The sequence below is a fragment of the Mesorhizobium onobrychidis genome (assembly GCF_024707545.1).
GTDB classification, from domain to species: Bacteria; Pseudomonadota; Alphaproteobacteria; order Rhizobiales; family Rhizobiaceae; genus Mesorhizobium; species Mesorhizobium onobrychidis.
This window is the reverse complement of the sequence record NZ_CP062230.1, coordinates 153113-174571: the sequence shown is the minus strand read 5'-3', so window position 1 is coordinate 174571 and position 21459 is coordinate 153113. Positions and strand designations below refer to the sequence as shown.

Annotated in this window: 15 protein-coding genes and 1 pseudogene; 9 read left to right on the top strand and 7 right to left on the bottom strand. The window is 58.4% G+C overall.

All coding sequences use genetic code 11. From position 1 onward, the window contains the following. The first annotated feature begins 68 nt into the window (after positions 1-68). On the top strand, positions 69-4418 hold the full coding sequence (locus tag IHQ72_RS36715; RefSeq protein WP_258124191.1) for a phospholipase D-like domain-containing protein: 4350 nt from the start codon (positions 69-71) through the stop codon (positions 4416-4418). Further along, positions 4418-5452, top strand: a complete 1035-nt coding sequence (locus tag IHQ72_RS36710) for a trypsin-like serine peptidase (RefSeq protein ID WP_258124189.1) — start codon at positions 4418-4420, stop codon at positions 5450-5452. Before IHQ72_RS36715 ends, IHQ72_RS36710 begins: the two co-directional genes overlap by 1 nt. 198 nt (positions 5453-5650) lie before the next feature. Here IHQ72_RS36710 and IHQ72_RS36705 read toward each other — a convergent pair whose 3' ends face one another. Then, positions 5651-5893, bottom strand: a complete 243-nt coding sequence (locus tag IHQ72_RS36705) for an SOS response-associated peptidase family protein (protein ID WP_258124188.1) — start codon at positions 5891-5893, stop codon at positions 5651-5653. Between the two features lie 27 nt (positions 5894-5920). On the opposite strand from IHQ72_RS36705, the gene IHQ72_RS36700 reads away from it, so the two are divergent. Then, entirely contained in the window at positions 5921-7831 is a 1911-nt protein-coding gene (locus IHQ72_RS36700) for a pentapeptide repeat-containing protein (protein WP_258124187.1), read from the top strand. A 662-nt stretch (positions 7832-8493) separates the two neighbouring features. Further along, complete coding sequence (locus IHQ72_RS36695; protein ID WP_258124186.1) at positions 8494-9336, top strand: hypothetical protein; 843 nt, start codon at positions 8494-8496, stop codon at positions 9334-9336. An 88-nt stretch (positions 9337-9424) separates the two neighbouring features. Here IHQ72_RS36695 and IHQ72_RS36690 read toward each other — a convergent pair. The 3 genes and pseudogenes from IHQ72_RS36690 to IHQ72_RS36680 form a co-directional block, all read right to left on the bottom strand. After that, positions 9425-9831 (bottom strand): annotated as a pseudogene (locus IHQ72_RS36690) (transposase); the annotation flags it as partial. A 586-nt stretch (positions 9832-10417) separates the two neighbouring features. Beyond that, a complete protein-coding gene (locus IHQ72_RS36685; protein WP_258124185.1) occupies positions 10418-11425 on the bottom strand; it encodes an RcgR family putative quorum lactone hydrolase in 1008 nt (335 codons plus the stop codon). Then, positions 11415-13028, bottom strand: a complete 1614-nt coding sequence (locus tag IHQ72_RS36680; protein ID WP_258124332.1) for an RcgA family putative transporter — start codon at positions 13026-13028, stop codon at positions 11415-11417. Before IHQ72_RS36680 ends, IHQ72_RS36685 begins: the two co-directional genes overlap by 11 nt. Positions 13029-13167: 139 nt before the next feature. Here IHQ72_RS36680 and IHQ72_RS36675 point away from each other — a divergent pair, with 139 nt between their 5' ends. Continuing rightward, the gene (locus tag IHQ72_RS36675; protein ID WP_258124183.1) at positions 13168-13530 is read left to right on the top strand and encodes a hypothetical protein; all 363 of its coding nucleotides are present in this window, start codon (positions 13168-13170) and stop codon (positions 13528-13530) included. A 73-nt stretch (positions 13531-13603) separates the two neighbouring features. On the opposite strand, the gene IHQ72_RS36670 is transcribed toward IHQ72_RS36675, so the two are convergent. Continuing rightward, a complete protein-coding gene (locus IHQ72_RS36670) occupies positions 13604-13777 on the bottom strand; it encodes a hypothetical protein (RefSeq protein ID WP_258124182.1) in 174 nt (57 codons plus the stop codon). Positions 13778-14516: 739 nt separating this feature from the next. Here IHQ72_RS36670 and IHQ72_RS36665 point away from each other — a divergent pair. Genes IHQ72_RS36665 through IHQ72_RS36655 form a run of 3 tightly spaced genes read left to right on the top strand, consistent with a single transcriptional unit; the run spans position 14517 to position 15541 of the window. Then, complete coding sequence (locus IHQ72_RS36665; protein ID WP_258124181.1) at positions 14517-14954, top strand: hypothetical protein; 438 nt, start codon at positions 14517-14519, stop codon at positions 14952-14954. Between the two features lie 11 nt (positions 14955-14965). Continuing rightward, the gene (locus IHQ72_RS36660; protein ID WP_258124180.1) at positions 14966-15241 is read left to right on the top strand and encodes a hypothetical protein; all 276 of its coding nucleotides are present in this window, start codon (positions 14966-14968) and stop codon (positions 15239-15241) included. A 30-nt stretch (positions 15242-15271) separates the two neighbouring features. Further along, complete coding sequence (locus tag IHQ72_RS36655) at positions 15272-15541, top strand: hypothetical protein (RefSeq protein ID WP_258124179.1); 270 nt, start codon at positions 15272-15274, stop codon at positions 15539-15541. Positions 15542-15858: 317 nt separating this feature from the next. On the opposite strand, the gene IHQ72_RS36650 is transcribed toward IHQ72_RS36655, so the two are convergent. After that, positions 15859-17232 carry a transposase gene (locus tag IHQ72_RS36650; protein ID WP_258124178.1) on the bottom strand — a complete coding sequence of 458 codons (1374 nt, stop codon included), beginning with the start codon at positions 17230-17232 and terminating at the stop codon, positions 15859-15861. 166 nt (positions 17233-17398) lie between these two features. Here IHQ72_RS36650 and IHQ72_RS36645 point away from each other — a divergent pair, with 166 nt between their 5' ends. After that, complete coding sequence (locus IHQ72_RS36645; protein ID WP_258124177.1) at positions 17399-18313, top strand: S66 peptidase family protein; 915 nt, start codon at positions 17399-17401, stop codon at positions 18311-18313. A gap of 160 nt (positions 18314-18473) precedes the next feature. Here the strand turns inward: IHQ72_RS36645 and IHQ72_RS36640 are convergent, their stop codons facing one another. After that, positions 18474-20195 carry an adenylate/guanylate cyclase domain-containing protein gene (locus IHQ72_RS36640; RefSeq protein WP_258124176.1) on the bottom strand — a complete coding sequence of 574 codons (1722 nt, stop codon included), beginning with the start codon at positions 20193-20195 and terminating at the stop codon, positions 18474-18476. Positions 20196-21459: the final 1264 nt, after the last annotated feature.

Here is a 21459-nt window from a genome sequence, read left to right as displayed (position 1 = left end):
CGCGCCGCACGTCACGCTCCCGGCGGGTATCGCAACCGCAATCGTTTCCTCTGGTCGTGACGGTGCATGTGCAGGGCGACCTGAACACACCGTCCGGGCACAGCAAGATCATCCTCCTCGACGGATGGGACAATGTGAACGCCGAAGGGTACGGGGAAGTGAGGGCTAATGTCCCGGCCGGCCTCTATACCGCGCGGGTTCTCCGGGGCGGCGAAAGCTTTGAAAGGGTTATTCGCCACACTGGCGCGTCAGAAGAACTCTATGAAGAGCCTTTGCGTACCTCCGCGGTGCCAACGTTTGATACAAGTACGGCTCATGAATACTATTCGTACACGGCCGCTGAATTCAGCAAGAAGGCCACTGGCGCCGCCGACAAAATCTTCAATGCCGGGGCCAACGCATCTCGCTTGTTTATTTTCTTTAGAACCGAGAGCAGAGAGCGGAGTAATCTGAAGGATCCGTCTCAACAGATGACGCTCCATCGCAGCGACGGCAGTTTGGTTACCTCCTTTGGTGCGGGGGTAACTGCGAGGAACGTGAGCGACGGCTGGGTGGCATTCTCGGCGCGAGTTCAGCCCGGCTGCTATTTGCTCGCGCATCGAGGCAATATCGACCGTGTGATGCCGATCCACGTCTTCGGCCGGTGGGACAGCCAACTGTTCATTCCGTCCGGCGGGACCCCAAATCTTGCGGCGGCGAGTTTTTTCCTTGCGCCTAGAGGAAATGGCTTTGATCCGGAGAGCCGTCTTACCGCTGCCATGGATGCGGCACTTGCCGGACTTGAAGGCGGGCTGGACCTTCTGCCGCGCGACCTGCGCAGGGAGGCGCTCTCCGGAAAATTTCAGAACCCGATGCTCGGGTTGATCGGAGCTTATTCTCTGTTTGCGGACCCAAGCGGTGAGCAGCCACTGCGAAACGAAGTGCTGGGAAATCTCGAACGCCTGCTGCCAGACTCGTCGGATGTTACGGCACTTAAGATCTTGAGCGCGTCGAGATTCGGAACCGCCGCTCCCGACATGCCTGTCGAGATGCCGCCGATGTTCCGCATGGGATCCGAGGCGATATTGCGAGCCGCCGCATCGAAGGCAAGTGTGGTGCCGGCCGGAAGCCTGCTCGATCGGTTTGGGACGAAGCTCTTCGGCGATGCCGTGTGGACGCAATGGGACGCCAGTGGCGACCCTTTCTTGGCTGGGGAAACGCACTGGACATTTTCCGGCTCGGATCAACGGACCGGGGCGAGCGAACAGCCTGGAGCCGAAGCGGTGAACGTGGCGGGGCAAGAAGCCAGTTTGCCCGACTGGCTGCTCAATCTGATCGAGGACGAAACGGAACGGAATAGCCGTCGTCAACGAGAATTCAATGCAGCCAAGCTCGCAGCTGAAATCGGAATTCCAGAGCGCACGGTGCGCCAGGCGGTTGAGCAGGTGGAGCAATCCCGCCGAAACATATCAACCACAAACCGTTCGCGTCGCGCGGTTCAGGCGGGTCGAGCGATCTCTGGACGAGGAGAGGGAGCATTCATGGAACCGGCACAACGGTATCTTGAGCTGCTCCGTCGCAAGGTTGCGACAATCAAGGGTACGGAGGGCCCCAACTTTGAAAGTGCCCCGCCGCACGAGGCCCAACCTGAGACGGGCGGGCTGGAGTCCGGACACCCTGAGGTTGCCAGTCTCGAGGCGGTCATACTTTGGCATCGCCCGGTGCTATGGATTCGGCGCGACGAAGTCGAACGCAATTTCACCTTCACCGATCCAAACGACCGTAGCTCGCCGGAAATCCTGAAGCTCCTTGAACAACGGCGCGACATCCTCACCCCTGCACTTCCCGCAATCGGACGAATTGAACTCGACAACAACGCGGAATACGAGTGGGTCGGTACCGGTTGGGTGCTCGCCACCGACCTCGACAGCGACATTGTCGTTACCAATGCGCATGTCGGACACAAATTCGCGCAGCGCTCGGGCGCAGGTTTCGTGTTTCGCCGAGGCACGCGTGATTTCGGCCGCCCGCAATCAGCCCGTATTGACTTTCGCGAGGAGATCGAAGACGGCCCGCCGCGCGAATTTGTGGTCACAGATGTGATCTGGATTTCCGACGACGAAGTTCTGGACATCGCGCTTCTACGGGTTGCCCTGAAAGCCGGCGAGGACCGGCTGTCCGGACCGATTAGGCTTGCCGTCGAGGCGCCGGCTCCAGGGCGCAACGTTGCCGTCATCGGATATCCCGGTGACGATTCCAGGTCATATGATGCTGAAAAGTTCGTTCAGCTGTTCGGACGCGTCTTCGGCAAGAAGCGACTTGCACCCGGCCGGGTGACGGCGCCACATCAATGGGGATTGACGCACGATTGCTCGACTCTCCCCGGTAATTCCGGGTCCGTCGTACTCGATATTGAAACCGGCAAGGCACTCGGTCTGCACTATAGCGGATCGATGTTTCGCGCCAACTACGCGGTTCCTGCTACCGAACTTGCCCGTATTGTGCGTGAGCGACCCTGGAAGATCGTGGCCGTCGACACACCGCGCCCATCGTTGTTGGTGGATCCGGCGTCTCCCGCCGCCACGCAAAGCCCGCCCGGCTCGGGGTCCATAGCGAATGCCGGTGCGGTCGACAGCGGTCAAATTGGACTGACGAGCGACAGCAGCCTCAAGATCGTCGTGCCGCTCGAGATCAGCGTGCGCCTCGGCACGCCCGCGCTGCCAGGCGGGGCCAGGCAGCAGCTTGGGCCGAATGGGACGGGGGCACCGTCCACGGCGCCCGTGAGTTCCAACCCCGACCCAAAAGTGGTGGAGACCGCGGCCGCGTCGGTGCGCAAACATCTTACAGGCGACAAGGCCATCCTCTCAGTCAAAGCCGACTATTTGTTCCGCGATGGACTCGTCACCGATGACTTGGGTGTCATCGTCGGGGTGCGTCCGGATGCAAGCGTCGACCCCGCAACGTACGGCTTACCGCCTAAGTTCAATGGCGTCGAAATCGCGGTCGAGTTTGCCGACCCCGAGACGGTGGTGGCCGAACTGATGGCTGTCTCGCGCGAAGCATTCGGCGGCCGCCAGGCCGGATATAGACGCGATCTTGGCGATCCGCGTTTCAATTTGAATCCGGTTACCGACCAGATGACAATCACGCTCCATGTTAGTCCCGAAGCCGGCTGGCCGGTACTCCAACAGTTCTTGACCCAGCACACGTACAATCAGTTCACTGTCGGCATGTATCACATGACAGCTCCGCACGTGGTGAAGGCCATCAAGGACATTGCTAGTCGGGCACGCACAAGAATCACGCTCACGCTTGACCGCCAACGTGCTGACGCGGAGTTCCCTGACGACACTGAGGGCCAGACCAAAAAGAACGACATCCCGGAAAGCAAGACGCTCGACGAACTGGAACAGATTGCCGAAAGCCGCTTCAAATGGGCGGGGGCCTCGCTTGGCGGCCAGGGATTGTTTCCGACGGCCTATCATATCAAGGTAGCTGTCTGGAGCGACCGGTCCGGCAGTACAGTTTCCGACAAAGCCTTCTGGCTCTCCAGCGGAAACTGGCAATCCTCGAACCAAGCGCCGATTGATCGGCCGATCTCAGAAATCGAGGCACTAACCTGGGATGATGTCGCCGCATATAACCGAGAATGGCATGCGGTCGTGGAGCATGCTGGTCTGGCCCACACGTTCCGCAATCATCTCGAACAGGACTATGTGGACAATGACGAGGCTGCCCGGACTGAAGCGTTCGTGCCCGAGCTGCCACATATCCTTGTTCCGCTGGAGGAAGCACCCCGCCGCCCCGCTCGTTTCCGAGCCTTTCCGCCGAAGGTCCTCAGCGGAGAGATCATGGTCCAGCCGCTGCTGACGCCCGACAACTATCCCGAAGTGGTCGCTAGCCTCATCGCCAACGCGCAGGAGCGCGTGCTGATCGAGAATCAGTCGTTCTCGCTGTGGACCGAGGTGAATGATACGCCCGCGCATTTCCTCAAGATCGCCGACGCGGTTCGCCAGCAGCAGCGCGCGGGCCTTGATGTGCGGATCATTTTCCGCAGCATTCGAGGAAGCGAGAAAGAGACGATCCGACGCCTGAAGAAATTTGGGATCAAGACTGATCCTGAGCACCTGCGCTACTTCGGTACGTGCCACACTAAAGGCATCCTAATCGACGACGGGGTCGCGATCCTTGGTTCACAGAATTGGACAGCGGCCGGAACCGGCCCCAATCGGGATGCGAGCCTAGTGATCTGGAATCGTGAGGCGAATGCCTATTTTGCCGAGCTGTTCGAGTACGATTGGGCGCAGGTGGCGAGCAATCGCACACATGCCGAAAGCGCGTTCCCTAGCCCGCTCACAATCGTTCCGGCTGGAGTGGAAACACCTGTCCCGAAGGGCTACCGCCGCGTCTCGATTGCCGAATATCTGGGTGAAACGTGATGGCGAAGCGCACATATCGGAAAGCCGGGAATGCTTCGAAGCCACGGCCGGAAGCTTCGGGGGCCAAAGCAGAGAGAGAGGCTTTGATTCTGCCAAGCCGCATGGGCGAGACCAATGGTGGCGGCTCGCCAGAGAATGTTCCCGGTTTCGACCTATTCCGCGCAGTAACAGCAGGCTTTGAAACCAAGCGGGTAGCAGGCGCAACGATTGTGGCAGCGATGCCAGACGGCGGCTTTTTTTCTCAAGGGAGTGGTAACCCGGGCCCCGTTTTTCTCGGTTCGCCTGCCGCAAAACCTGAAAACGTGATTGGAGCCGACAACCGCACGCGCGTCACCGATACGGCGATGACGCCCTGGCGCTGCATTTGCCACTTGGAGGTTGAATACGAGAGCGGGCCTGTAGGAATGGGCACCGGATTCTTGATTGGTCCGCATACAGTCATTACCGCAGCCCACGTATTGGTCGATCGGCGGCTCTTCGGCTGGCAGCGGCCTCGCAAGGCAAAGCGAGTCCGCATCCTTCCGGGTCGGAATGGGACGCTCGCGCCTTACGGTTATGTCGTCACCGACAGTTTCGAGATCCCTCCTGAATGGACTGCGGAGGATGCCAAGGAGGCCGCCGCGCCCGCATTTGATTTCGCAGCAATTCGCATTCCGAAGACCTCGGAGAACGAAGTGGAACACGAAGCTCTCGGCGCGCGGCTCGGATATTTTGGCCTGAGGGCGTATACGGCGGATGAAGAAAGCGAGGTCGACCTGCTCTTCGTCAACAACGCCGGCTATCCAAAGGAAGCCAACAAGCCATTGGGAACGCTATGGTACAATGCAGGCCGTATCAGCAAATGGGATAAGGATTTCGTAGAATATATGGTCGATACGGAGGGCGGGCACAGCGGCAGTCCAATCTACTACTTTGACGAAAAGAAACAGCAACGTTATGTGGTCGCGATCCATACGACTGGCGATTTTGTCAATCGTGGCCTGAGAATTACTCCTGCTGTATTCGACAGAATTCGCAAATGGGCTCAGCGCTGAGCTGGATGGTGCCCGCGAAAAAGCCACTTGAAGTGGTAGTTGAGGCCGGACTATCGCCGCGCAAAGGAGATTGGCTCGATGCAGTCGCCGCCCTGGTTCTTAACGCTGTTGACCGCGCGGCAGACGCGATGGAACTGCAGCTCGCCGTCAAGGTTCCGCGCGAGCAGCGTCTTTGCCGCGTCCGCCGGCGTATCCGGGTCAAGCCAGGCATCGTAAACCGGGGTCGAGGATCACTGGCTGGCGATCGTGGATTTGCCGCATTGGGTCTCCGGCCGCCGCGGTGATGATAGTGCAGCTCGTGATGTCCAGATTCTTGTTGTAAGCCCATACCGGAACGAAAATGCGACGAGCAGACTTGCGACAACGGACGCTGGAATCCGATACGAGCGAGCCACCTTCGAAACGATTCGGGCTCGTCAACGATCGCACTCTGGTCGGCATTCGCGCCATCACTGAGCGGAGTTAGTCATGGCAAAAAGAGTACCGCGGCGTCGCGTTGACCCATCCAATGAGATGCCCCCGCACCCGCCTCAGAAACCAATAGCCGATCTTGCACCGGTGGCGTCGGAACTTGCCGCAACCGCGATAGATCTCACTTCACTCAGGAGTGCCGTTATAGATGCCGCAGGTGTGAGCACAGCACTATGGTTCAGCTACTTGTTCGCACTGCTATATCTTTTTATCGCCGTTTTGGGTGTAAATCACGAAGATGTATTTCGTGAGACACCAGTAGATCTGCCGTTTCTCAGTGTTAAACTTCCTCTGTTGGGCTTCTTTTCGTTAGGACCCGTTTTATTCCTAACGGTCCATACTTACGTACTGCTGCACTGCTTCTTTCTTGCAGATAAGGTTGGTGTGTTCCATTCCGAACTTGAACGTCAGATTCCTGATGCGGAAGTCAGAACAAGGCTACGTCGTCAGCTTCCGAGCAACGTCTTCGTGCAATTTCTGGCTGGAGCGCGCGAAGTGCGTAAGGGGGTCGTCGGCTTGATGCTTCGTATTATTGCTCTCATTAGTCTTGTAGTGGCGCCTGTTGTATTATTAATTACTTATCAGGTAATATTTCTTCCGTACCAAAGCGAGTCGTTAACATGGAGTCATAGACTTGTGTTTGTTATTGACCTATTTATTCTGTGGCGACTCTGGCCGTCGATTATAAGTGGCAGGATGAAGAGAATTCGCGACTTACGTTCGGCTGAAATGTTGGGGTCACTGACGGGAACCATTTTTTTATTATATTTTGTGATCGGTGTTGTGACGTTTCCTGACGAATTGATGGATCGCCTCCCATTAACGACGTGGGCTAAACAGCAATTATTTGGAAATCAAGGCTCGCAAGATAGTATTCTCTCGAATCGCCTCTTCTTGCCGAAGGTCCAACCCATCGACCGTACGAAGTGGAAGGAGGATGTAGACTTTGACGCGGGTGAGACGACGATTTCGCTTAAGGAGAGGAACTTCCGCGGGGCAGTACTGAGAGAAGCCGTTCTCAGAAACGCGGATTTCACTTCTTCGGACTTGAGCGATGCGGATCTCGGTTCAACCGATCTCCGAGGCGTGGTTTTCGAAGGTGCATCCCTTCGACGGGCGTCTCTCCAAGACGCGGATCTGGGAGGCGCTTCTTTCGTTTCGGCAAATCTCCAGCAGACGCAGTTCGAATTCTCAAGAGCGCCGGGGGCGTCATTTGCGCTAGCTGACCTGAGAGGGACTCAGATTCGCAATGCGAAGATGATAGCAGCATCCTTCGACTCGGCTGACCTGCAAGGCGCTTGGTTTGAAGACGTTAACTTGGTCGGTGCTGACTTTCAGAGCGCACAACTTCAGGGGGCCTCTTTCAATGGCGTGCATTTGCAGGGGGCGTTCCTCCAAGGGGCGGCTCTCTGGCGCGCAGAGCTTGATGCGGGATATCGCGGAGACTTTGATGCGAAAGAAAATGCTGTGGCGCTGGCGGACTCTGACCGGTGCAGTCTGAACTTCTCGGCAGATCCTCCAGGAGGCAGTAATAGTTGGAAGGAGTGGGTATCGAGCAACTTCGACGAGACAGGTCCCTTCGAAAGTCTAACCGGCTCCATGGAGCGGGACCTTGAGGCAAAACTACAATCAACTTGGCTAGCCTGCGGGGTGATTCCGGCCGCTAGGATCGCCAAGAGATTGTCGGATTTGGCATGCGATGAAGATGGCGCGCCCTTTGTGGCGCAGGCTATTGTCCAGCGCCTCGCCCAGGGACTGTGGATGCCGGGTCGCGATCTGGGCGTACAATCAGGGCCGTTTGCCCGCCGTCTACTAAACCCAAAAGTATGCGAGGGGGCTTCCCGGCTAAATTCGGTTGACCGCCGCAGTTTAGAGAAAATAGCCAGACAGGATCCGTTCTATCAGTAGACTGAGCTATAGTGAGGTAGTCGTTCGATGGTAGCTGGAGACGCCAAGACTATTCTGCGAGCATCGGCTATTGGGGGCAACGACACCAAGCGGTGGAGCCGCCAGCGATTCCGTTAGGGGCTTCAGAGCACAATGACTCGCGGGTGGTCCGGACGCCAAGCCGTTGGGAGTGGCGGCAAGCCGTCGGCGCCGTGGGAGCTGTCGTCGTGGCGGGGCCGCCGCACCCCATCGGTCCAGGATCGCAGGCAGCTTCATGTCCCGGACAGGCGGATCAACGATAACCATCTCGAGGTATGGACCTGTCGGATCGGGTTATCCTGGCACGCCACCATGTTCGTTGACGATCGTCGCCTTCCAGCGGGCGCGGGTCTTGAGCTAGAAGATCGCCGCGGCTAAGCGATAGGATCGACTTGTATGAGTGCCCAAATCGTACGCTGCGCTGGCGTCAGCGTGTGGAGTCGAGATCGGTCGGCCTTCTTCGTCCCGGTGAGCGATGCGTCCCGTGCACGAAAGTCTCCGGGACCACGTAACCCCGCGACCTTTCTGAAGGGTGTCGTCACCCAATGCGCTGCTGCGTTGAGCGCCCCCTCAAGATCACCCTCTTCCAAGATACCCTTTTGTTTGGTGTAGTACCCCACGCGTTTTCGTGGAGGAGCGGATGGATGGGGGATATCTCGCTTGATTTCAACCGCATAGAGGCCCGCGAGTACAAGGTCATGCTGAGGGCGGCGCGATTTTGCGGCAGCGCGAAAGAACAGAATATAGCGACCCGACGATGTTGGGAGAGCCTTTCCCGTTCCGCCAGGGCAGTCGGCGTTCCTGCGCACGGTAAACCGGAAGTTGGAGGCGAAGAAAAACAGCGTCTTGTGCGCTTCTATGACACGAACGAACACGCTCTTTATCGACGTGCCGGATTCATTTTGCGGCGTCGCCGTCCAGTTCGTTCCAATGGGGAGTGGAGTGTCACGCTGAAGTTTCGGAGTAGCGATTGGGTGAGGGCGAGCGCCCAAGCATTCGAACCGAAATCCGGCGAGAATGCTAAGTTCGAGGAGGATATCAAAGCCCATCCAGCCGGTTCAGGTTTCCAATTCATTCCCTTGTTCAGTAGGTCAGCCGACGTGGAAACCAGCCGCGCTCCCGAAAAGGTCGGCGATGCCCTCTCTCTGTACAAGCAGCTGCAGCGAAGTCTGCTTCCCGATGGTTCTGCCGACTTGTCGATCGTGCACGGGTTCGAGGCGCGCGAAGAGGTCTTCGAGGGCATAGAACTGACGCTTTCCGGCAAAGTAAAAGCCGAATGCGCGATCATCCTTTGGTCGGAGAGAGGGAGCGATCCTAACGAAATGGTCGCCGCAGAGTTTAGTCTTCGATACAAAATCAAGAAGGAGTCCCGCTCTCCTGAGGTAGCCGAGCGCGCCTGGAGCGCCTTTGCGGCGATATGCGCGAACGAGAAATGGGTTGATCCAGCAGGTCCAACGAAAACAGCTTTCGTATACCGCGAGGCGTGACGAGTCCGCGGTAGCTCGATCAAGGTCTGCCTCCAGAGACACTTACGCCGCCTTCGCTGACGTCACAACCACATCAGATCCTTGCCGACCGCCAGCGGACATCGTCCGGACGGGTGCTGGTGTAGCGCACCGTCGAACGGTCGATCTTCAAGGCTTGGCACGCCCGACGCTGGCTCACCCCATGCACCTCGCAGGCATGAACCACCGCCTTCCGCTTCGCATCGGGCGTCACCATTTTTTTGCGGCGACATCCTTCAGGATCGCGTTGTCGAGCATCTGCTCGGCCAGCAGCTTCTTCAGCCGAGCGTTCTCGTCTTCCAGAGCCTTCAGCCGGCGAGCGTCGGACACCTCCATCCCGCCATACTTCGCTTTGAATTTGTAGAACGTCGCTGCCGAGATGCCGTGCTTGCGGCAGACGTCCGCCGTCTTCGCGCCGGCCTCCTGCTCCTTCAGCATCCCGATTATCTGTTCTTCCGTGAACCGCGAGGGTCGCATCGTCCGTCTCCTGTTCGACGGACTCTACCCAAATCTGGAGGAAGTTCAGGGGCTCAGGTCACAGCGTGAAAATCCGAAAGGAATTAGCGCTGCCGAAAAATAGCGTGAACCCAGCCGTATAGCCATATCGTCGACCAAACTTCATGCCACTGAGAGGGTAGAAAGGGCTCTGCCCTCTCTCCCCCACAAGCAGAAAGCCGGCTTTCCCCATGCTTCGGCCTTCGGCCTGCAGCACCGGCCTGAAGCCGCTACGCGGATCTGGGCCGGCCCTTCGGGTGGGCGATCCCCCTTCCGGTTTTCTGCTTGTCCCCCGCTCTCCCGGTCCTCGCCGGACAGGCAGAGGCAGGGCGAGACCTGCCCTGCCTTCCATTCGGAAGGAAAGATGATGGTACGGCCGCTTTTGAAGGAGCTGGTGCGGCGATGATTGAAGCGAGGATTAGCGGCACGGGTCGGTTCCGGTAGGGGGCGACCCCAGATTCATCACTTTCGTGTCGTGACGCCTACCAGAGAATTTGCTGGTGAACTGACCGGCCAACGCCAAACTCATGCTCGCCGGGCCGACTTGTCAGCAGACGACAGAAACCGCTCAACGGCCGCGCCTTAGTAACCGCTTCACGCTCAAACCGGCCAACAAAATGTAAGGCGGCATGGCGAGCGAATAGTGACCACAGTTTAATTCCAAAATATTTGGCCTAGCCCCGGCGTCCTTCAGCCTCTGCATGAACCTCTCCGATAGCTCTGGCAACACCACTTTGTCTCTCTTAGCCAACACAACCTGAAGATCGAGATCAGGCCGTGCCAAACTATGCGCGTAATTCTCCAAGTTAAGTGGACCCCAGGCCCTTCTGAGATCGGTCAGCTCAATCTCAGGCTCAAGGCTATCGCGTATCGATCGTGTCGCGCGGCCCGTCCAAACCATATCCGCTAGACTCCCCGCCGTCAGAAACAACGAGGCTTTTGACACAGCCAAGTCGTGTGCCGCGACTATGGCCGCAACCCAGGAACCTAAGCTCATTCCGAGAACCGAAATCTCTCGATAGCCTTCGCTTTTCAACCAACGTATGAGTTTTCGCCCATCCAACACTGCCTGCCTTACAGATTGGATCGTTCGACCGAGATTAGGGCTAAGCATATAGTCGGCGTGCACGGAGCCGGGACGGCTGCGTTCGAAGTGATAAGGCATAGCAATCTCGACAACCGTGATGCCACGCTGCGAGAAAAAGTTGGCAATCTGACGATTCCGGGCGCTTGCATTCCAATGGTGAAAAATCACCATCGCCTGATCGAACGACCCGCTTTCTGTGATTTTCGCCGAGACGACATTGTTCTGTTCGATATCAGTAGAAATGTCCGATGGAAATTTGAGCCACCCATCTAGCCTTTCAAAACCCTGATCACTCACACTCGGCTCATCGAAAAAGGCTGGATCAGCCACTGCTTGGTCCGCAAGGGCACAGAATTCCTCGATACTTGTTATCTTCTTCGCACCTGGAAAGGCGCGTTCCGCGTCAAGGACGAAATCCGTTGGTTTCTTCCCTTCCTCACCGCGTCGCGCCCGCCGCTCATCCCAATGATCAAGCCAACTATGATACACTCTGATTGTTTCCTAACTTACTCGCTCGCCATCGCCCCAACCCTGGATCAAACAGGCCGTATATTGCGAGCAGCACTCCAACGCCCAGAAGGATCGAAAAGCCAGTAAATGCATCGATCAGCAAGTAGCCAGCCACGAGTAACGCTACGATCGCTGACATCCTCCACAAAGGCATACAAAACCGACGTTCGACACCTAAACGGATGGAGCCGTACAGAAATACAACACAGGTCGAAATAGCGATAAGAAGGCTACTGTAATGGGTCGGCCTACGATAGCTGATCCCGGCGCTCACATCACTGCGCCCATAGAAGGCGGAAGACATATCGCCGACCAACCAAGCCACAATATTCTCTCCACGCGATGTCAGGTAAGCACTCTGGACCTTCATGACTATGGCGATCAGAACCCCCAAAACAGTACACCGAAAAATCCCACGCATAACCCTGAGGCTGGCTTCGTTGTGCTCGTGTTGATAATCCACTTCCGGCCGATTACTCGCTGCTTCTCCAATTCTCCAAAGATCATGGATCACCGTATAGAGCAAAATGAGACCTACGAAGAACAGATAAAAGCACAGGCACATGTATAGGTAAGCGAGCCCGGTGAATACGACCGCTTCTGGCACCGATATGACCTCAGGGCGCACAATCGCTAACGAGCCCCAATCCGTCGCATAGTTGCCACCACCTTTCATTAACGGGATCAATGACACGCCGATCCACTGAAAAAGACCGGCGAACAGCACACAAATCAAAAAAACCGCCCAATATGAATACGAAGAAGCTTCTACGCTGCGCGCCCAGGCATCGTCGCTTCCCATCTTGTCGCCCTGCGCTACAAGCTTTGGGCGGCCTTCATCTTTCCAAAAGGTCACTAGCTCGGTCACGAAGGCAAAAAACAGTGGCAAAAATACCATGAAGACGAATGTCCAATTCGCTGTCCAAAGAAACCCAACCTGCTTGACGACGCCATCCGCCCGGCCATATGTCGCGCTGTGAATCCCCGTAATATACGACAAAAACCCAAGAGCGGTGACACCCGCAAACACCGACGCCGGTAAATTCAGGGGAGATCCGTGACTAAAAAACGCCTCCGATTTTCTCGCCAAACTAAAACGCCGCCTCGGCCCCTTGGCGTCAGTATCCCGTTTTAGCTCTGCCGGAGACGCTGTGTCGTCATCGAAGGTCGCAGCCAGCGCTGTATCTGGAATCTCCTGTGCAATGCTGCTTCCGGCTCTCTTCCATTCTCGTCTCTTGGCCGATAACCGCGATTGCGCCGCACTAAGCTCCATCTGCCATTCGCTGGTTGCCACCGGATCATCGCACCCAAAAACCCTCGCCAGCCAACGAACATTGGCAGTGCTAATTCCCTTCTCGTTCTCTTGAAACCAAAGCTGCACCGTTCGCAGATCGACCCCAATCCGGTTGGAATCGATCTGTGAAATCGCCTCTGCGAGAAGCTCGGGCGTCCATGGGCCAGCAGGAAACCCGTCCTTGCCCAATGGCCGACCAGCACCCGCTGCGGCCAACCGCTTGAATAATTCTTTGAAATCACTTTCGTCTCCCGGCGGAGGGAGAAATATTTTTCCATTCTTAATCAATGACTTACAGGCGCTGCTTTCGTTTCGTTTCGCTAGCCTTCGTATCCTATCGTGCTCTCGTCCTTGATCAACGTTTTTATCAACTCGATTTTGGCCGGGGGTGGCAGGGGCGGAGTGCGCCCGCATGAGGAATGTTGCCATGCTGAGCCTAGGAAAATCTTCAAATGACCTATCCGGAGACAACCATTTCACTCGGCAGAATCGCACGGCGATTAATGCTGAGGCGCGGCTCGGCACCCTGGCCGACATAACCGAACGACATGTCGCAGCTCAAAGAGCGGCCAAAGCGTTGCGAGAGGCTGAGAAGGGGCCCGGGGCTGGCGGCGCGATCGAGTTGGACGAGGCCGCGGCGCGGCGCGACGTGATTGCGTATCAGCCCGCCGATCACCGGGAATCCATCGGGAAGCTGGTATACATCGCGGCATATTTGATCGCGAGGCGGGAGCGTCTCGAGGAAAGGGAAATGGCGACGGTTATGGAGATGGCGGCGCCTTTTGGGTGAGGCGATCGGCCATCTTTGGGGTGAACAAACCCGCTGAAAAGCGGGGCTTCTTCATGCCACAGGTGCTTGCGGGTCAAAGTCGATCTGCTCTTCCGTGGATCAACCTGATCGCACCGGCTTGCACGGCACCGGTCAAGCATCCCCAAATCAAAGCGGCGATGAAGTTCCAGCCGAAAAGCAGGGCAATGACGAGGCAGATCAGACCTGTCGCACAGACTGTGGCGTAGTCGAGCAGTTCGCCTTCCATTTTCAGCAACACCTGTTTTCGTCGGTCCCGCCGTTCGAGAACGGCGGCGAAGGCCAACTAGTTGTAGCGGCTTGAGATTATCGAGTGTCGGGCTTGAGATCGTCGCGATTTCTGGCTCACTTTCCGAGAGACTATAAAAATTGCTCCGGCTCACAATCGGTGAGACCGGGCGCAGGTCGGTGAGATCGAGGCGGAAGCGAGACCGCCGGCGCGCGTCTGTCGGCAAGATCCGCACCGGGTGAGAGATTGCCGTTCGGCGTGGTTCTGCCGAACGGCTCAATAGTGGACAGAGCGGTCGTTGGAGTTCGGAGAAACAGAACTAAAATGGAGCCATAGCAATAATGGGGCTGAGAGTTGCTGATCCGAAACGAGCGTCCTGGTGATGAAAATGCGATCCACAGCCAGACGTTGGCGGCTTTGCCCAACGGCGGCGAGCTTGAATTTGAATCGACACACGACCTCCTGCTTCTCGTCTCATCGATTGCCGGCCAACTTGATGAACTGCCCGCCACGCGCGGCGGCAATCAATCTGGCGAAAGAGGTGCTGACGCGCATTCGGGCCACATGCGGCGACGAGGTTTTCGGGGAAGATTAGACCAACAGTGCCCGTCTCGGCACGCTTCAAAGGGTCGCCCTGTGCTGCCCTTTTATTTTGCACATTTGCAATTCTCACTTTGCAACGCAATTGCATATCTATTATATAGCAATTGTCGCAATCACGCGACAAGGAAACAGGACAATGCCCAAGACCGGAACGTCGGCCATCGTGCGCGATATCCTCGCGCGCAACCCCGACATCACCGCAGGCGAGGCCGTCGCCGCCCTGCCGGACCACAACCCGAACACCGTGCGCACCCAGCTTGCACGCCAGCGCCACGCTGCGCCTGTCCCTGTGGCGGCTCCGGTCGACGTCTCGACCCTGAACCTGCACAAGGTTTGGCTCGACGCTGACGCGGCCATCAGTGACGCCGCAACGGCCGGCCTGCCGAAGGCGCCTTACGTGTTCATCGTACTGCGTTCGGGCCATGATGCGCGCATCATCGAAGGCAAGGGCGCACGCTCCGCGAGCGAGAAGCTACGCAGCATCAAGAGCCCGGGTGGCGTCACCGACCACGCCGACAACGCTTGGATTCGTGAGCAGGGCGGCGTCATGGCCCTGATCTTCACAGCGGCTTAGGAGCAGGACCAATGACCCGCCCCATCGTCGTCACTGACCTTTCCATCGGCGTTTACGCCGCCCTGCGCCCGCGTCAGGGCGTCACGCAAAACGGCGTCCCGACCCCGAACCAGTACACCGCCACAGGGGGGCTGTGCTTTCAGGCATGGGATCACTTTGCCCGGTGCTGGCACGAAACCACCAACACGAACGAAATCGTCCGGCGCGGCGTAGCCAAGAAACTGAACCGCGGGAATCTCACCACCGAACTACCGCGCTGGAAGCAGCACCACGGCATCACGGCCTGACTGGCCACAACCCAACAAGGATCAGGAAAAATGATCACGACACCCGAAGAAATCGCAGCCCGATTCCCCATCCGCTCGTTCGGCGGGTTCGAGATTATCAACATCTACCCTATCCACATTCGCCGCACCGCGAACGGCCGCAACGTGCCGAACGGCGATAACAAGAGCGTCTTGCGCGGCATGGCTTCGCGCCTCGACATGTGCCTGGCCGGCCGCCGCGAAATGGTCGACCCCACAGGGGCCGAGTTCACCACGCACGCCTACGCCACTGCAATTCTGCAGCGCCTCAACGCTGCTTGAGCCAACCAAGGATCAGGAAACTCAAATGACCCTACACACGCCGGAAGAGCTTTTGAAGATCGCCACCTATAACAACGGCATGCTCGTAGGCGCGTCCATCGTCTGCAAGCGCCCGGACGACGCGTGAATGGGTGACGCCGTATGCGTGCCGCGCGCGCGCTCAACGCGCCGTCCGGCCTGCGTATGATAATGCTGGCCAGGGAGGTGTCGCAGTTTGTACTTCCGCTATGGGTGGATAGTGTTGAAGAAGTCGGCGATGAAGCCGTGGATCCACTCGCACCGAGCGTCTTGATTAAGGTCGACGCGACCTCCTCGCCCTAAGTGGCTTGGATTGGTGTCCCAAGGGGGCAGATCTTGGCCAATTTCCTGAGGTTCTGGGCGATGGCTGCGAGGTGGAACTCATCGCGGGCACCGCAGGGACCGCGCAATCGCAGTCTGTCGAGCTTCAGGATGCGCTTGAGGTGCGCGAACAGCATCTCCACCTTCTTCCGCTGATAGCGTGAGGTTTGGTAGGCGTCGGTCTTGGCGATATCGCGGGCCATGTCGCGCACGCCCTCATAGATCGAGCGCGGTACCTTGCGCGCCGGCGCGTTCGGGCAGCACCGCGGCTTCAGGGCACAGGCGTCGCAGTCCAGCTTGCTGGCGCGATAGCGCATCATGCCGTCCTCGTCGACGAGAGGGCGCGGCATCCGATAGGTCTTCTGGCGCTGCCTGAGCTTCTTTCCGGCAGGACAGATGTAGGCATCGGCCTTGTGATCGTAGGTGAAGTCCTCACGCGAGAAGGTGCCGTCCTTGCGTTTGGACTTGTCGAACACCGGGATATGCGGCTCGATCCCGCGCTCATGCACCAGCCAGTTCAGCATCTCGGCCGAGCCGTAGCCGGTGTCGGCAATCAGCCGCCCTGGCCAGAGGCCGAGATCGTCGTGGGTGCGCTCGATCATGGTCTTGGCGGCCGTCACCTCGGCCTGGCGCACGGCGGTCGAGGGCTCCACATCGACGATGATGGCGTGCTCCACGTCGATCAAATAATTCGTGCAATATGCGTAGACGGCCGGGCCGCCCCAAGAGGCAGTCCAACGTGCGGCGGGATCGACAGGAGAGATGAACTTGGGCTCCACCGGTGTGGCGGCCCCGAAGGCGGCATCATCCAGCGTGGCGAGATATTCGGCCACGGCCCGCTTGGCCTCAGGCTTAAGCTCCTCAGCCGTTTCAATCCCGCGCTGACGATGAGCGTCGGCGACGATCATGCTGGCATCCACCGCAAAGCCTTCGCCGCCGACGAGGCCTTCCGCCATGCAGCGCCGGACGACGGTCTCGAACAGCTCACGCAGCAGATCGGCATCGCGGAAGCGTCCGTGGCGAGTCTTGGAGAAGGTGGAATGGTCCGGCACATCGCCTTCCAGGCCAAGCCGACAGAACCACCGGTAGGCCAGGTTCAGATGAACCTCCTCGCACAGCCGCCGCTCCGAGCGGATGCCGAAGCAATAGCCGACGATCAGCATCCGGATCAGCAACTCAGGGTCGATCGAGGGACGGCCGATCGGGCTGTAGAAGGGTGCCAGATGCTGGCGAATGCCGGACAGGTCCACGAAGCGGTCGATGGCTCTGAGCAGGTGGTCCGCCGGCACATGCCGCTCCAGGCTGAAGCCGTAGAACAGCTCCTCCTGCATCATACTTTGCTCGCCCATCATCGACTCAATCTCCTCTTACCAAGAAGATTGAATCAGTGCTTCAGGACTGCTGCAACCCGGACTTTTTCAACACTATCGGTGGTTAGCCGCCATTGAGCATTGTAGATTGCGGGCGAGCACTGCCTCGATTTAGGGTAAGGAGGCTGGCCTGCCCATCAATACAAATGTGACCGCTCAAGTTAAGCCAAATGTGCTTCGCGCAGGCGATATTGTGCGCCTCGTTTCTCCTGCCAGCAGGCCAGATGAGAAAGATGTAGAGCAAATCGCGACTTTGCTTGAGAGCAACGGCTTACGAGTTCAGCTAGGTCGTCATGTCTTTGATCGGTTTGGATATCTCGCCGGACGGGACGAAGATCGACTCAAGGATTTGAACGAAGCTATCAATGACGCATCGGTTCGGGCGATCATCGCGACGCGTGGCGGAAAAGGGGCTTATCGAATTGCAGATGCCCTTGACTTCGCCGCGTTGCGCGCAGACCCGAAGCCGCTGATTGGCTTTAGCGAAATCACCGTTCTGCATCTAGCGATGTGGCGCAACGCTCGTGTCCCCGGCATCCACGGTGCTTGCTGGCCTGCTGAGCAGTTCGGAGTACGTGCCGAACAGTCATTCCTTCACGCTATTCTGTCCACGGAAGCCGTAACGGTCCAGTCTGTGCCTGGTGAAATCACTTCGGCGTTGACCACAAGCGGACAAGCCCGAGGCATCCTTCTGGGGGGTAATCTGGACATGATTGCAACCGCGGCGGGTTGGGCACTGCCATGCCTGAGAGGAGCCATTCTCCTCATCGAAGATGTTGAGAAGGGGCTCGGCCATGTCGATAGAAACCTTACGCGACTGCTGAAATCCGGTGCGCTCAATGGCGTGGCCGGCGTCGCGATAGGTCAATTTAGCGGCTTCGCCAGCTCCAAAGGTGTCACCATTGTGGATCTTCTGCGCGAACGCCTTTCCCATCTCGGCGTCCCGATTCTCGGAGGCCTACCTTTGGGGCACGGGGATCGGCCGGTTGCAGTGCCGATCGGAACGGAAGCCGTGCTAGACACGTCTTGCAGAACGCTGTCCGTGATGGCTGCGGTTCAGTGATAGCCCGTTCTGAATATGGCAAATGTCTCCAATGGGTGGATTTTTGACCTTAGCGCTGGTCATCGGAACAAGCCGGTTGCGCCAGAAGCCGTCGCTCGCTCGCCCGCGAATGAACGGCTGCTTCGCGCGCCAGGAACGGTCATTCGCGCACACCGGAGGGTCATTCCGGTAGACCCGCCATTAGATAGCCATCCACGAAATGCTGGCGATCCGCGTCGCGGCGGAACGGCTGTGTGCTCGCCCATTGCCGTATAGAAAAATGCGGGTTGGCGGCGAGGAATTTTCGTGCTTCCTCCTTGGCCTCGTCCGTCCGGCCAAGCTGTGCAAGGGCGGCCGCCAAAATCCGCCGCGACCCTGTCCGGTAGGTTGTTTCATGCCGAAGGGTGTCGACCGCTTCCTCGTATCGGTGCGCCGCATATTCCACGTATCCGCGCATCCAATAGTATCGTCCGGGCGGGTAGGGATCCAGCCGGAAGGCATTTTGAATGCACTCGATCGCCTCGACCGCGTTACCGAGATGCGCCTTCGATTCAGCGAGAAAGATCCAAGAGTCGGCGTGATTGGGGTCGATCCTCAGCGCTGTCGCAAATTCCGCCGCTGCCTCATCCGCCTTAAAATCGAACTGTAAAATATAACCCAGGATCGAGTGCGCCCCGGCGTTCCCTGGATCAAGCGACACAGCCCGCTCAGCCTCCGCTCGACCAAGTGAACGGTGCTCCTCAGTCTCTCCCCAGTGCATCCAACCCCAGACGTGTGACATCGCGAGCCAAGCATGCGCCTCCGCAAAGCCCGGATCGAGCTGGATCGCTCTTTCGAGGAGCGGACGCGCGGTTTTGTTCGCGTCTGGCGACTGCGTCACCAAGGTCCGTCCGCGCACCAGAAGCTCGTACGCTTCGAAATTCGACGTCCTCTGCCGAGGCATCGAGCGCGCCGAAGGCAACGAACCGGAAAGTGCACTAACGATCTTACCAACAACCTCGTCCTGCAAGGCGAAGACATCGGCCAGGTCGCCGTCGAAGCGGTCTGCCCAGACATGCGCATTCTCGCGCGCGTCGATAAGCTGCGCGTTGATTCTGACACGCGCCGCCGCCTTCCGCACACTGCCTTCGACAACGTAGCGGACGCCAAGATCCTTCGCGATCGATCGGACGTCGACCGACCTTCCCTTGTAGACAAACGAGGAGTTGCGCGCGATCACCAGAAGGCCGGGCACCTTTGACAGATCGGTGATCAAGTCTTCAGCCAATCCCTCGGCGAAGAACTCCTGCTCCGGATCGCTGCTCATGTTGTCGAACGGTAAGACGGCGACGGCCGCCCTGTCGGGCAGTTCCAGCGATATCGGTCGACCGGCCGAAGTGGCTCTCGCCGACTGCAAGTTCACGCGATAGCAGTATATCGGCTCGGCTATATTCTTCACCCGCTGCCCGCCCATGGGTTCGAACTCAAACGCCAGCTTCTTCTCGACCTCCTTGGACACCTTCTCTGAAACGCAGATGCCGCCGGGATCAGCGAGCTGCTGCAGGCGAGCGGCGACATTGACACCCTCGCCGTAGCGATCGTCTCCTTCGACTATCACTTCTCCCAGATTGATCCCGACGCGGACCTCGAAGCGCTCGCTTTCGGGGACGCTTGCGTTGCGCTCCACCATGCCGCGCTGAAGTGTCACCGCACACTCGACAGCATCGACTGCACTGCCGAATTCCGCCAGCAAACCGTCGCCCATCAGCTTGAAGATGCGCCCGTGATGCTTGTTGATCTCGGGCTCGAACAGCTCCCTGCGGCTGGCCCTGAGCCGTTCGAAGGTCCCTCCCTCGTCCGCCTCCATCAGGGCCGAGTAAGCTACGACGTCGGCGGCGACAATGGCCGCAAGCTTGCGTTCCATAGGACCTTGGTGACGTCATGGCCAAGAGTGTCGCGCCAAATGCGCTCAACTCTGACGATGCGATCGCCAGAACTCTAACATAGCCGGAGCTTCCGGGCTAATCGCTGTCCGCCAAACGACCACTTCAGGGTCACGACTTCGCGTTGAGCAGCGACGGGCCGCGGACCCTTATCCCTGATCACCAGGGCCTCTGATCAGCGGCCCGGAGCCAACATCGGAGCGACCCCTCCAACGCCCGCCACGGAACTGCCCTTGCCCGCTCCGAAGCGCCCGACCGTTCACGACGACCGAATCCGATTTGCCGCGTGGCGCCACGTTGTGGCGAAAAGGCTGTTGTCGAACCGCAAGAGCAGCGGAATGTCCGGATTGGGATACGAGATCGTTGCAGTGTGCTCGTCCAACGGGAACGTCCGACTAGGGTCAGATCGCGTCATGCAACGCTCGCAACTGAATGACCGCAAAAGGGTCGAACTCGGTCGTTCAGAGTGATTTGGGTTTTGGGGATGAGAGGGGCCGGCCATGAGAAGTTCCCGAAATGTGAACGAGGGTGTCGGTAGCGCGCGCCTGATAGGGGCCCCACAAGCCAACCCCACCCCAGCCACCGACGAACCCCGGCGGGGCGGGTGCCGGGGTCAGCCTACGATGGCACTTTGCCTGTGCGTTCTTAGCCGCTCAGGTGTGGCCTTAAGTCGCAAACCATTGGCTTCAGAAGCAAGGCGTCGGGCTTCATTGACGCTGCGACCAACACCATATGGTTATCCGTAGCCCTCCAAACCGAGAGAAGCTCGCACCGACGCAGTCGCACCGCGGCCGTCAGCAGGCAATGGCTATGAACTAGGAACCTGAAAATCATCATGCCTGATAATATCAGACTAACTTCGAGGGATGTCCCCCTCATTCAGCTAGGCCTCTATCAGTGCCGCTTTCCGGTGAGCGAAGACCCGTCAGTACCTGGCGGTTACCGTTTTTGCGCTGGGCCAACTTCGCCGGATCGCGTCTACTGTGATCACCACCACAGCATCGTGACCGCCGTCGAGCCTCGTCGAGCCCGTTCGGGTTTCCACCTCGCTCAACGACGCGCCGCGTAAGTAGATACCGGGCGGCTGCACCTCGAACCGGTCTCAACGGCTCGATGTGATGCGCTCCCACGTACGTTCGGGCACCACATCGTCGGGCCGAGCAGTCCAAGGGAGCCGCAGAACCATCCGCTTTCCATTGAACTCGCTGGAGCCATCGTCCACGGTGGTGACCAGACGGGTGGGGC

What these genes read in the sequence shown, in the direction of transcription:
- IHQ72_RS36710 (WP_258124189.1), top strand. Translation starts at nt 4,418, where the DNA reads ATGGCGAAGCGCACATATCGGAAAGCCGGGAATGCTTCGAAGCCACGG.
- IHQ72_RS36705 (WP_258124188.1), bottom strand. Translation starts at nt 5,893, where the DNA reads ATGCCGACCAGAGTGCGATCGTTGACGAGCCCGAATCGTTTCGAAGGT.
- IHQ72_RS36700 (WP_258124187.1), top strand. Translation starts at nt 5,921, where the DNA reads ATGGCAAAAAGAGTACCGCGGCGTCGCGTTGACCCATCCAATGAGATG.
- IHQ72_RS36695 (WP_258124186.1), top strand. Translation starts at nt 8,494, where the DNA reads ATGGGGGATATCTCGCTTGATTTCAACCGCATAGAGGCCCGCGAGTAC.
- IHQ72_RS36675 (WP_258124183.1), top strand. Translation starts at nt 13,168, where the DNA reads ATGCTGAGCCTAGGAAAATCTTCAAATGACCTATCCGGAGACAACCAT.
- IHQ72_RS36670 (WP_258124182.1), bottom strand. Translation starts at nt 13,777, where the DNA reads ATGGAAGGCGAACTGCTCGACTACGCCACAGTCTGTGCGACAGGTCTG.
- IHQ72_RS36665 (WP_258124181.1), top strand. Translation starts at nt 14,517, where the DNA reads ATGCCCAAGACCGGAACGTCGGCCATCGTGCGCGATATCCTCGCGCGC.
- IHQ72_RS36660 (WP_258124180.1), top strand. Translation starts at nt 14,966, where the DNA reads ATGACCCGCCCCATCGTCGTCACTGACCTTTCCATCGGCGTTTACGCC.
- IHQ72_RS36655 (WP_258124179.1), top strand. Translation starts at nt 15,272, where the DNA reads ATGATCACGACACCCGAAGAAATCGCAGCCCGATTCCCCATCCGCTCG.
- IHQ72_RS36650 (WP_258124178.1), bottom strand. Translation starts at nt 17,232, where the DNA reads ATGATGGGCGAGCAAAGTATGATGCAGGAGGAGCTGTTCTACGGCTTC.
- IHQ72_RS36640 (WP_258124176.1), bottom strand. Translation starts at nt 20,195, where the DNA reads ATGGAACGCAAGCTTGCGGCCATTGTCGCCGCCGACGTCGTAGCTTAC.